The sequence below is a fragment of the Dyadobacter endophyticus genome, from assembly GCF_014641595.1.
Taxonomy (GTDB): Bacteria; Bacteroidota; Bacteroidia; order Cytophagales; family Spirosomataceae; genus Dyadobacter; species Dyadobacter endophyticus.
Genome location: NZ_BMIA01000003.1, coordinates 474,968 through 487,265, shown reverse-complemented (window position 1 = coordinate 487,265; position 12,298 = coordinate 474,968). Strand labels below are relative to the sequence as shown.

The 12,298-nt window shown below is 50.0% G+C and carries 11 protein-coding genes; 8 read left to right on the top strand and 3 right to left on the bottom strand.

Annotation, left to right across the window (positions count from 1 at the left end; all coding sequences use genetic code 11):
- Nucleotides 1–142 precede the first annotated feature (142 nt).
- On the bottom strand, nt 143–850 hold the full coding sequence (locus IEY24_RS21760; RefSeq protein WP_188935981.1) for a DsbA family oxidoreductase: 708 nt from the start codon (nt 848–850) through the stop codon (nt 143–145).
- Nucleotides 851–919: 69 nt separating this feature from the next.
- Nucleotides 920–1,555 carry an NAD(P)H-dependent oxidoreductase gene (locus IEY24_RS21755; protein WP_188935979.1) on the bottom strand — a complete coding sequence of 212 codons (636 nt, stop codon included), beginning with the start codon at nt 1,553–1,555 and terminating at the stop codon, nt 920–922.
- Nucleotides 1,556–1,659: 104 nt separating this feature from the next.
- Between IEY24_RS21755 and IEY24_RS21750 the strand changes: the two genes are divergently transcribed.
- The gene (locus IEY24_RS21750) at nt 1,660–2,025 is read left to right on the top strand and encodes a winged helix-turn-helix transcriptional regulator (RefSeq protein ID WP_188935977.1); all 366 of its coding nucleotides are present in this window, start codon (nt 1,660–1,662) and stop codon (nt 2,023–2,025) included.
- A gap of 69 nt (nt 2,026–2,094) precedes the next feature.
- Here the strand turns inward: IEY24_RS21750 and fbaA are convergent, their stop codons facing one another.
- The gene (gene fbaA / locus IEY24_RS21745; RefSeq protein WP_106597385.1) at nt 2,095–3,174 is read right to left on the bottom strand and encodes a class II fructose-bisphosphate aldolase; all 1,080 of its coding nucleotides are present in this window, start codon (nt 3,172–3,174) and stop codon (nt 2,095–2,097) included.
- Between the two features lie 239 nt (nt 3,175–3,413).
- Between fbaA and IEY24_RS21740 the strand changes: the two genes are divergently transcribed.
- The 7 genes from IEY24_RS21740 (at nt 3,414) to IEY24_RS21710 (ending at nt 12,295) form a co-directional block, all read left to right on the top strand.
- Nucleotides 3,414–3,674 carry a hypothetical protein gene (locus IEY24_RS21740; RefSeq protein WP_188935975.1) on the top strand — a complete coding sequence of 87 codons (261 nt, stop codon included), beginning with the start codon at nt 3,414–3,416 and terminating at the stop codon, nt 3,672–3,674.
- Nucleotides 3,671–4,879, top strand: a complete 1,209-nt coding sequence (locus IEY24_RS21735; RefSeq protein ID WP_188935973.1) for a hemolysin family protein — start codon at nt 3,671–3,673, stop codon at nt 4,877–4,879. The genes IEY24_RS21740 and IEY24_RS21735 overlap by 4 nt, the downstream gene beginning before the upstream one ends.
- A gap of 30 nt (nt 4,880–4,909) precedes the next feature.
- Nucleotides 4,910–5,800, top strand: a complete 891-nt coding sequence (gene bla, locus IEY24_RS21730; RefSeq protein WP_229222872.1) for a class A beta-lactamase, subclass A2 — start codon at nt 4,910–4,912, stop codon at nt 5,798–5,800.
- A gap of 22 nt (nt 5,801–5,822) precedes the next feature.
- Nucleotides 5,823–6,443 (top strand): ABC transporter ATP-binding protein, encoded by a 621-nt coding sequence (locus IEY24_RS21725; RefSeq protein WP_188935972.1) that lies wholly within the window; start codon nt 5,823–5,825, stop codon nt 6,441–6,443.
- 21 nt (nt 6,444–6,464) lie between these two features.
- A complete protein-coding gene (locus IEY24_RS21720) occupies nt 6,465–9,923 on the top strand; it encodes a DUF7948 domain-containing protein (RefSeq protein WP_188935970.1) in 3,459 nt (1,152 codons plus the stop codon).
- 71 nt (nt 9,924–9,994) lie between these two features.
- Complete coding sequence (locus IEY24_RS21715) at nt 9,995–10,438, top strand: DUF4920 domain-containing protein (protein ID WP_188935968.1); 444 nt, start codon at nt 9,995–9,997, stop codon at nt 10,436–10,438.
- A gap of 75 nt (nt 10,439–10,513) precedes the next feature.
- Complete coding sequence (locus tag IEY24_RS21710; RefSeq protein ID WP_188935966.1) at nt 10,514–12,295, top strand: SGNH/GDSL hydrolase family protein; 1,782 nt, start codon at nt 10,514–10,516, stop codon at nt 12,293–12,295.
- Nucleotides 12,296–12,298 lie beyond the last annotated feature (3 nt).

The following is a 12,298-nucleotide window of genomic DNA, read 5'->3' as shown; positions in this document are numbered from 1 at the left end:
TAGCGCAATTAGCACAAATTACATGACAATCCTGACCACCGCTATTCACTTTACTTATAGAACCGTACCAGCGATGTGGCGGGCAACAAAAAAGCGGCATGCCGGAGTTCCGGTATGCCGCTTTCAAACAGATATTTTTGACTTAGTCACACTCGCCGTCGACGGTACAATTCGCACCATCGGCCAGGCTCACGAGCGGTTTCGGATTCGCCTTTTCCCACTCGCCGAACGATTGCTGCAAAGCCCCAAGGAAAGTTTCGGTGTGTTGTGCTCCTGAAACCGCATATTTGCGATCCAGCACGAAGAACGGAACGCCTCGCGCACCAACCTGCTGTGCTTCGTACACATCCCTGCGCACGTCCTCGCTGAAACGCGTCCCTTCGAGTACCGCTCTCAGCTCAGTGGCGTCGAGGCCTATTGCGGTGCCCAGTTCTACCAGCGTATTGTGATCGGCCGTGTTCTTACCATCCGTAAAATAGGCTTTGAACAATTGTTCCTCAGCGGCGTCGCCCAGCCCTTTTGTTTTGGCAAATTGCAAAAACCGGTGCGCATCGAACGAGTTCGCGAGCACGGCTTTGTCCATATTATATTCCAAACCCACTTCTGCGGCCATATTGGTCACATGATCATTCATTTGTGCCGCATAATCGGGCGTCCAGCCTTTCGTTTCGGCCAGGTATTCGTTAATGCTCTTGCCGGGTTCGGTTTTCATCTGAGGGTTCAGCTGAAAACTTTTCCATTCCACTTGAATCTGGTCCCGCTGCGGAAATTCTGCCAGCGCATGCTCGAAGCGCCTCTTGCCGATATAGCAAAACGGGCACATTACATCACTCCATATTTCAACTTTCATAACATTCGTGTTAATTCGCGGTCTGCCGCGTTGTTATCCGTGGTACCTAAAAGCCACTAAAACAAAAGCCTATATCGATATAAAAAGTTCTTCATGCGCCCGGCGCACTTTCTTCGCATGCACATAAGGGTCTTTTTCCGCGTCGCGGTAGCCCAATGCGAGGATCACCACGCTGCGCAGACCTTTTTCGCGAAGTCCGAGGATTTCATCTACCTTGGCTGCGTCGAAGCCTTCCATCGGCGTAGCATCCACCTCTTCGGTAGCGGCAGCCACCAGCCCGTGGCCCAGGGCAATGTAAGCCTGGCGTGCAGACCAGTCGAAATTTACATCCTCGCTGCGGCTGAGGATACCGCCATTAATGCTGCTGTGAAAACCTGCCAGCGATTCCATGCTCACATTGCGGGTCGAGGCAACAAGTTTGAGATAATCCTCTACATGCTGCGAAGTCAGCTTCTCCCACACCGCGAAAATCAACAAATGTGAAGCGTCCGGTATTTGCGCCTGGCGGGTCGCGGCTTCATGATATATTCTGTCTTTCAGTGCTTTATCTTCTACGATCACGATATTGTAAGGTTGCAAACCTACCGAAGAAGGTGCCAGTTTGATCGCTTCAAGGATATTGTCCAGTTTTTCCTGGGGGATTGTCTGGCCATTCATGCGCTTGGTAGCATAGCGCCAGTTCAATTTTTCTATTAACTCGCTCATTTTTATCTAAGTTTGGTGTGCCGTTTACGAATCGACATGCAAACTTAATTAAATTTGCTATACATTTGTAAGTAGTATACAAAAGGATAGTGAAAAAATCAGCTATGGAAAAGACAAAGGAATCGCACCCGCACACCCTGGACGAATGCACCAAAAGCATCCTCCCCGTACGCGACGCATTGGAAGTACTCAGCGGCAAATGGAAGCTGCCTATCATTATATCCCTTATGTTCGGTAACAAACGCTTCTCGCAAATCGCGAAGGAAGTGCCGGGCATTACCGACAAAATGCTCTCGAAAGAGCTGCGTGAACTGGAATCGAACGACCTTGTGAAGCGGACGGTTTATGATTCTATTCCGGTGGTTGTGGAGTATTCGCTGACGGAGTACGGGCATTCGCTGAAAGTCGTGATCGCGACACTGCGGGATTGGGGTGTCGCGCACCGGAAGCGGATGATGGTGGAGAGTTAAGCGCTGATAACACAAAAAAGCAACCGGTGAAGGTTGCTTTTTTACTTAATGTCAAAATCAGAAAACCGATTACCCCAACTGGTTAATGCAGTTCAAATCTTCGAACGCCACTTTCAGACGCGAGATCATGCTCTCTTCGCCTTTGCGTAGCCATACGCGTGGATCGTAGTATTTTTTGTTTGGCGAGTCTGCGCCTTCGGGGTTGCCGAGTTGGGATTGCAGGTAGCCTTCTTTCGCTTTGTAATAGTTGAGAACACCTTCCCAGGTCGACCATTGCATGTCGGTGTCGATGTTCATTTTGATCGCACCGTATTCGATCGCTTCGCGGATTTCTTCGCGGGATGAGCCTGATCCTCCGTGGAATACGAAGTTAACAGGCAGGTCGCCGGTTCCGAATTTCTGTTTGATGTACTCTTGTGAGTTGCGAAGGATTTTCGGCTCCAACTTCACATTACCTGGCTTGTATACCCCGTGAACATTACCGAATGCAGCTGCAATGGTGAAGTTAGGGGAGATTTTAGAAAGTTCTTCGTAAGCGAATGCCACTTCCTCAGGCTGCGTGTACAGTTTCGAGCTGTCAACATCTGAGTTATCAACACCGTCTTCTTCGCCGCCGGTCACGCCAAGTTCGATTTCAAGTGTCATTCCGAGTTTCGCCATACGCTCAAAATATTTAGCGCAGATCTCGATGTTTTCCTCGATAGGCTCCTCCGAAAGGTCGAGCATGTGCGAGCTGTACAATGGCTTACCGTATTGGTCGAAATAACGCTCGCCAGCATCCAGCAAACCGTCGATCCAGGGAAGGAGTTTCTTAGCGCAGTGGTCCGTGTGAAGGATCACCGGAACTTCGTACAATGCCGCCATCTGGTGTACGTGCATCGCACCCGAGATACCGCCTGCGATAGCCGCTTGCTGGTTGGCATTTGAAAGGCTTTTTCCTGCATAAAATATAGCACCGCCATTCGAAAACTGTACAATGACAGGGCTGTTAACCGCTTTGGCTGTTTCCAGGACCGCATTTACCGAGTTGGTACCTACCACGTTAACCGCCGGAAGGGCATAGTTGTTTTCGTTGGCGTGGCGGAAAATTTCACTAACTCCATCGCCGGTTACAACACCGGGTGCAAAGCGTTTTGTCGTTTCGCTCATAGTAATAAAGGATATTTTTTCAAGAATTAATTTTACAATTCAAGTGTCGGCCCTGAATTGTACGGCAATCTTCGCAAGTTAGCTATTTTAGGGCGAAATGACCGAGTTATGTATGGTTTATTATGGGTTGAAACGAAGATTAATCCAGCATTGACCGTTTTGGCGCAATCTGTGTATCTTTGAAAATCATTGCAAAAAATGGGGCCGCAGACCCGCATGTTTAAGAAGAACCTTCACGAATGAATTCCAAACTGATCCGGACGATTTTCCTGGCCCTCGCATTCGGCTTTCTGGTGCTTTGGGTGCTCGAATTCCGGCGCGCCGGGCTGTTAGAAAGCTACTGGCTGTTACTGTTGTGCATTGTTTGCTTTTTGCTATTCCAATTCAGCCGGTTGAAAGCTGCCACGCTTGCGAAACAGGCAGGGGAGCCGGAGGCTGTATCTAAAAAATCCACCAGTCCGTTGGTCCATTCCAAACCTGGTAAAAATCCGAAGAAATGAACCTGATACTCCTGGTTACGACCATCATATTCTTCATGCTGGCGGGCTACTACGGGGCCGTGCGGTCGGTGTTGCTGGATGTGTGGATCGACCGGTATTCGCTCCGCCATGAAAAAAACGAGCAGGTGGAGCAAACGCTCTACTGGCGTCGCATTCTGAGGATGATCCGCCTGCTGGCCGTTGCATTAGGCTGCTTTATGGGTGTAATCACCGTTTTTCCTTTGTTTGAACTGAACACAGGAACGCAGAATTGGTTGCTAATCGCCCTGCTTTTTGCGGCGATGGCAGTTTTGTGGATGGTCTGCTATTCGAGTTGGGTCAAAATCGGCCGGAGTTTTCCAAAGGTGCTCGATTTAAAAGCATTTCCGGTTAGGTTCGGTGAGTGGCTGATGACGCCGCTGTATTGGGTGATCGAGCCGTTTGTGAAAGAAAATATTCTGTCGCCTTCATTACGTGACGACATCATATCCGCCGATGATCCCGATTTCGACGACCACAGTATTGAGGAAAAGATGTTTATCAATGCATTGGACTTCAAAGATTTGCGAATCAGGGATTGTATGATTCCGCGCACGGAAATATCGGCCGTGAATGTGAATGCGAGCATCGAGGATTTGCGGACGGCCTTTCTCACCAGCGGTCACTCCAAAATCATTGTACATAAAGAATCGGTGGACGAGGTGCTGGGCTACTGCCATGCATTGTCGTTGTTTAAAAAGCCCAAGGAGATCAGCAGCATCATTACGCCCATTCTGATCGTGCCCGAAGCCATGGCTGCGCGCGACCTGATGCTGCGCTTTCTGGAAGAGCGCAGGAGTATTGCGTTGGTAGTGGACGAATTCGGCGGGACATCGGGCCTGGTGAGCGTAGAGGACGTGGTAGAGCAGATTTTCGGGGAAATCCAGGATGAATACGATACGACGGAAGACTGGACGGAACGCCAGCTCGACGAACACACCTATATGCTCAGCGCACGTCATGAGCTCGATTACCTGAATGAAAAATATGGCTGGGAGCTTCCGGAAGGAGACTACGACACCGTCGCCGGTATGCTGATCCACTTCTACGGCGATTTGCCCGATGAAAACGAAGTTGTCGAAATGCCGCCGTATTCTTTTCAGATCGTTTCCGTACAGGATACGCGCATTGAATTAGTAAAACTGACGATCGAAGACCGAAGATCCGAGCGCACCGGTCACAATTAATCAGAGATTATCAAGCCTAAAACGATTCCTATGATCAGATTTGCCCGGATTTTAGTTTTAATACTACTATTTCCAATCCTCGCATTTGCCCAGCAGGCAAAACTCAAATCTGAAATCGAGACCATTAGTAAGGACGCAAAAGGCATTGTGGGCGTGGGGGTAATGGATTTAAAGACAAGGGAAACGCTGCTGATGAACCAGGAACATAAGTTTCCCATGCAGAGCACGTTTAAATTTCCGCTGGCAATAGCGGTGCTGGATCTGGTGGATAAGGGGAAATATAAAATCAACCAGAAAATTCACGTAAAAAGTGCCGGGCTCGACCCGGAGACGCACAGCCCGATGCGCGACAAACGTCCGAACCAGGATTTCGACATTACGATCGGCGAACTCCTGAGCTACTCGGTTTCTGAAAGCGACAACAATGCATGCGACATTCTTTTCGAGCTCGCCGGCGGCACTAAAAAAGTGAATGAGTATATTCATTCGTTGGGCGTGAAAGATATTGCGATCGTAGCGACCGAAAAGGAAATGAAAGCAGGCTGGGACGTGCAGTATACCAACTATGCCCGCCCCTCGGCCTACCTGCAATTGCTGCAAATCGCGTATGAGCGTAGAAAGCTGTCGAAAGCGAGCCATGATTATCTTTGGAAAATGATGGTGGAAGGGCCTACCGGATTAAAAAGGATAAAAGGGTTGCTTCCAAAAGGCACGGAAGTGGCGCACAAAACGGGCACTTCGGGCACAAATGACAAAGGAATATCCGCAGCAACCAACGATGCGGGGATTATCAGGCTGCCCAATGGAAAGGACATTGCGGTCGTAGTGTTCGTTTCCGACGCTGCCGCGAACATGGATACGCGCGAGCTGGTGATCGCCCGCATCGCGAAGGCCGTTTGGGACTACTACGGCAGCAAATAAATAAGAATATTAAAGAAAACCTGTGCGGATTACAGTCGAGAAAATAGGCAAGAAGTTCATCAAAGAGTGGATTGTCAGAAACGCCAGCTTCGAACTCGCTGCTGGCGAGAAATATGTATTTGTGGGCCCGAATGGAAGCGGGAAATCTACATTGTTACAACTGTTAACGGGTGTGATCCCGGTTTCGGAAGGAAAAATCGCTTATACCGACGTTACCGGTAAGGAAATCGAAACCGACCATTGGTATAAACACCTTGTCATCGCGGCGCCTTATCTGGAACTGATCGAGGAGTTTACGTTGCGGGAGCAGATCGAATTTCATAACAAGTTCAAGCCCTTTAAAAACGGCATTTCGGCGAGAGATTTTGAGGATTTTATCCAACTGCCTCATGCGAGCGGGAAGATTATCCGGCATTTTTCGTCGGGTATGAAGCAGCGGGTGAAACTGGGGCTGGCATTCCTGTCGGATGTGCCAGTGGTTTTTCTGGATGAGCCAACAACAAATCTGGACGTGCAAGGCATCAATTGGTACCTCGATCACGTAATGGATAATACACAGAACCAGTTGGTTTTACTGGGTTCAAATGTGCAGCAGGAATACGAATTTTGTAAAAATATCATCTCGGTTTCTGCGTTCAAATAGAAAAAACATGCCGCGCGGACTATGCAGAAAACTTTACGGCTTCTCTTCATATCGTTTCTGATCATCGTCCGCACAGCCGACCATTCGCAGGCTGCTTCGGCATATTTTATCGAAAACAAGGGGCAATGGGACAGTGACGTCCGTTTCCGCGCCGCCATTCCGGGCGGGTTCCTGTTTTTGAAATCGCATTCACTGCTTTACGTATTGTATGAGGGCTCGAAAATCTCCGCAATGCACGCGAAGGGACACACTCAGGCGCCGGGTGCACGGGGGGACGCGAGCGTACCTGACCTGCGCGCGCACGGGGTGGAAGTATCGTTCCTCCATGCATCTCCGAATGTGCGATATAAGCCTTTAAAGGAAGGCAAAGGGCATTTTAATTACTTTCTCGGAAATGATGCCAAAAACTGGGCGAGCGGTGTGAAGGGTTTTGAAGAGGTTGTATATGAAAATATTTACCCCGATATCGACCTCCGCATTTACCTCAACCAGGCGAAGCTGAAATATGAATTCATTGTCAAGCCCGGGGCCGACGCTTCCCGGATCAGTTTTCAGTATAAAGGCGCTGAGGAGGTGTCTTTGAATGAATCAGGACAGATTGTGATTAAAACTTCGGTGGGGGATATCAAAGAAGCCCAGCCGTATTCATTTCAAACGGGCAGCAATGCCCGCACTGCGGAGGTGGCTTCTGCATTTCGCATGTCCGAAGATCATATCGCGCATTTCGAACTGCCTGCCGGTTATAACAAAGCATTGCCGCTTACGATCGACCCGGAACTGATTTTCTCGACCTACTCGGGTTCAATGGTCGACAACTGGGGCCACACCGCGACGTATGACGATGAAGGTAACCTCTATTCCGGCGGCACGGTGTTCGGTAATAATTTCCCCGCGACGACGGGTGCATTTCAGGTCAAATTTGCTGGATTTGTCGATGTTTCGATCATGAAGTTCAACCCCGCCGGTTCGGACCTCCTGTATGCTACTTTCCTGGGGGGCGACGCGACAGACGTGCCTACCAGCCTGATCGTGAACAGTAAAAAAGAACTGCTCATTCTGGGAACAACCTCCTCCAAAGATTATCCCTTAACGAAGGCATTTCAATCAACATTTGGCGGAGGAACGCGTATGACGCCTATCTCGGGCCTCGACCTGCTCAATGGCAGTGACCTTTTCATCTCAAAGCTCAGTACAGACGGAAAACAGCTTACCGGTTCGACATTTCTGGGAGGAAGCGGTAATGACGGCGTGAGCGTCACGGACGATGTGGCGATCCGGAATTACGGCGATAGTTTTCGTGGCGAAATAGGAGTCGACAACAGCGACCGCGTTTATATTGTTTCTTCCACCAATTCAGCCAATTTCCCACTGAAAAATCCTTCGCAAGGCAAGTTGGGAGGTGGCCAGGACGGGGTAGTGGTCAAACTTTCCGCCGGGCTTGATCAATTACTATGGTCGACCTACCTGGGCGGGGATAAATGGGATGCAGCCTATTCATTAAAAGTAACAGCTAGTGGAGAAGTATACACCGCGGGCATTTCGCAAAGCGGTAACCTGCCCACCAAAACAGGCGCTTATCAACAGGCATTGAAAGGGACCGAGGACGGTTTTGTGGCCCGTTTTGTGAATGACCAGCTCTCGGCATTGACTTACCTTGGAACCGATAAGCAGGATGGGGCCTATTTGCTGGATATCGATCAGGCCAATCAGGTTTATGTGTACGGTCTTACGATGGGCAGCTATCCGGTCAGCCAGGGCGTGTACCAGAATGCAAAAAGCGGGCAGTTTGTGCAAGCATTGAATGCTTCATTGTCGCAATCGTTGTTCTCGACGGTGATAGGCTCCGGACGCGGCACCCCGGATATTTCCCCGACGGCGTTCCTGGTGAGTGAATGCGGGAATATTTACCTCGCCGGCTGGGGTGGAAATGTAAACAGCGGCACCAATAACAACGTGACCAGCAGTACCACAGGCCTGCCCGTCACCGAGGATGCTATTCAGCCTACCACGAACGGAAACAACTTTTACATCGCAATTCTAGAACAAGGCGCAAAATCATTGCTATATGCCACATTTTTCGGAAGCCTCGCGCGAGACCCGCGCCTGCAAGGCGACCATGTGGACGGCGGAACCAGCCGGTTCGATAAAAATGGTATGATTTACCACGCTACATGCGCCTGCGGAGGCAGCCACTTTCCCGTCACGCCCCAGGCCTGGTCGGAAACTAACAATAGCGACAACTGTAACAATGCGGCATTCAAGATTGATATCGACCGTTTGAAAGCGGATTTCGACGTGTATGCCGGGCAAACCAAAGACGTGCTGCGCGGTTGCCCGCCGCTGGAACTGACATTCGTGAATACGAGCGAAGGCGGGGTAGATTATATCTGGGAAGTCAATGGAAATACCATCTCGAGAGAAGAGGGGCAATCGGAATATGTTTTTACGAAACCGGGGGAATATACAGTGACCCTTACGGCCTACAACCGGTTGAGCTGCAAGCGAATGGATGTGGCTGAAAAGAAGATCATTGTCGAGACATTGGCGACAAAGGTAACAGGGGATACCACGGTCTGTGAAAACAGCACGGTGAAACTGAGCGCCAGCGGCGGTACGCAATATAAATGGTCACCGGCCGCCGGGTTGAACAATGCAAGCATCGCCGCGCCGATTGCAACGGTCAAAGAAACAACTGAATACACGGTTGAAATCAGCAATGCTACGGGCTGCAAAGTCACTGAGCGGGTGAAAGTAGGCGTCGAGAAAAAGGCGGACTTCGTGGACATGCCTGATACCGAAGTATGCCAGGGCGCGACTGTGACGCTCACCGTGTCGGGCACGGCCCCGCAATACAAATGGCATGCTACAACCGGTTTGCAGGAAACGATGGGGAAATCCGTGACCGTAAAACCAACGCAAACGACGACCTACGTCATCGAAGGCTTATATGAGGACGGCTGCCGACCGCTTCGCGAGATCACCGTGAAGGTCGACCAGTCTTATGCTCCCGATTTTGAAGTAGTGCAATCCGGTGGTGCCTGTAACGAGCCGTTTTCCTATTCACTGGCCAGCAAAGGCGGCCATGCGCAGCGCTACGAGTGGAATATGGGTACCGGTAACCCCATGACTGCCCAGGAGGTGAAGAACTACATTTACGAAGTCCCGGGGGAATACACGATTACACTCACAGCCTACAATGCAGCCGGCTGCTCGCTTACGGCGTCCAAAAAAATCAGCGCTGAGCCTGCATTTACATTAAGCAACGTCATTACCCCCAACGGCGACGGGAAGAACGACTTTTTTATCGTCCCGGTCGCCTCGTCGTCCCTGGAAGTTTTCAACCGCTGGGGCAAATCGATCTTCAAATCGGCTGATTACAAGAATGATTGGGGGAAGGGAATTGCCAATGGGACTTACCTCTACGTAGTCGACACGCCGCGGGGTAATCATTGCAAAGGCTGGGTAGAAGTGTTGGAATAGCGGGGTTTTGATTGTATTGGGAGAGGTGTTAACTTTATGTTGATTAGCACACTTTTAAACATTCGATCAAAATGAAAAAACTTATTTCGATACTCTGCTTAGTATTAACAATAACCTTCGCAAAAGCTCAAAGCAACTTCGGGAAGCAGATTGATGATAAAAGCGCGATTGCAGCGACGGCGCTTCCGGCTAAGATGGGCGATAAGAACGAAATGCAGGCCAAAGTGACGGGTGTCGTAGAATCGGTTTGCCAGGCAAAAGGTTGCTGGATGAAGGTGAACCTGGATAATGGCGAGACCATGCGCGTTGTATTCAAGGATTATGCGTTTTTTGTGCCGAAAGACATAACCGGCAAAACCGTGGTCTTTGAGGGAGAGGCGAAGAAAACGACAGCGTCGGCGGAGCATTTGAGGCATTACGCGCAGGATGCGGGCCAGAGCAAAGAAGAAATTGCGAAAATTACCGAACCGAAGGATGAACTGACGTTTGTTGCCGAGGGCGTAATCGTGAAATAATAATCTTTCCTTAAACGGGAGAAATAGCCTTACGGGCACTTTTGTAGCGATACATCGGTGTCCGTTTTCATTTTTATGCTTTTCAGATCTATTTCAAGTGTGTGCCTGTGCCTGTTGCTGGGTATTCAGGTCTTGGCACAAAATAGCCAGTATGTTTGGTGGAATCCGCAATCTGCACCTTTTCCTGTCGTCGAAGGGCAAGCCTGGCCAAAGGAGCTGAAAAATCCGTACGACCGTCTGCCGGCGCGTGCTGAAAAGCAGGTGCGTGATGTGGTGTGGAATTTGTCTAACCAATCGGCCGGATTGATGATCAGGTTTCGCGCCAACTCTTCCGAGATCAAGATCCGTTATACAGTCGGAGGCAAGCACGCGCTCCCGCATATGCCCGCGACGGGTGTGAGCGGGGTTGATCTGTATGCGGTAAGCAATGATGGCGAATGGCGCTGGTGCGCGGGGAAGTATGCATTCGGAGATACCATTACCTACGATTTTAAAAACCTGGCCCCGAACGACAATTACCATAAGCATGGGAGAGAGTATCGTTTGTTCCTTCCCCTCTACAATAGTGTGAAATGGCTGGAAGTTGGCACGCCCGCGGGAACCGAGTTCATGCCGCTCGCTGTAAGGCCTGATAAGCCAATCGTCATTTACGGAACGTCTATTGCGCAAGGTGCTTGCGCATCCCGGCCGGGAATGGCTTGGACGTCGATATTAGGCCGTAAAATGGATCGGCCGACGATCAACCTCGGTTTTTCAGGAAATGGCAGATTGGAACAGGAAGTTGTAGACCTCGTAGCGGAGATCGACGCGAAAGTCTATGTACTGGATTGTCTTCCCAATCTGACGATCAGGCCCGATTCCAAGCTCGGACTGACTACCGAAGAGATTAGGAAACGGGTGATCAACACCGTTACTGCATTGCGCAAGAAGCGGCCGGACGTGCCTATTGCGCTCGCGGAGCATGCAGGTTACACCGACGAGGATATTAATCCGCAAAGCAAGCATTATTATGTAGAGGTAAATGAAGTATTGAAAGACGCTTTTGCGGCATTGAAGTCACAGGGCTTTCAGGATATTTATCTGATCCCGAAAGAGGATTTCGGCCAAACCTACGAGTCGACTGTGGACGGAACACATCCTACCGACCTTGGAATGCTGCAATATGCCGATGGCTACGAAATGCATTTGAGAAAGATCCTGCATGAGCCGTCAGGTGATGTTTCTACAACACGTCCGACAACCCAAATGCGCGAGCTGCACAATTATGATTGGGAGAAACGACATTCCGAAGTGTTGGAGCTAAACAGCAAATCATCACCTGCAACGGTAGTGATCGGCAACTCGATCACGCATTTTTGGGGCGGTATGCCGAAGGGACCGAGGGCGGTAGGCGAATCGTCGTGGGGCAGCACTTTCGGCAAGAATTCGGTAAATATGGGCTACGGCTGGGACCGCATTGAGAACGTGCTATGGCGCATTTACCATGGCGAGCTGGACGGTTTTAGGCCTAAACAGATCTTCATTAATATTGGTACAAACAATATCGGTTTTAACAGCGACGAAGAGATCGCGGCGGGCTGGAAGCAGCTGATCGAAGCGATCAAATATCGTCAGCCACAGGCACAGGTTGTAATGATGGGCATTTACCCACGTCGCCAACAGGAAGAACGCGTAGCGGGATTGAATGAAAAACTGTTACAGATCACCGGTGAGGCCGATGTGATGTTTGTAAATCCGGGAAAAGTATTCCTGAAATCCGACGGCAAGATCGACGAAGCGCTATTTTCCGACGGCTTACATCCGAATGAAAAAGGTTACAGCCTGCTGGGCAATGCGATCAAACCTTACTTGAAATAGGCA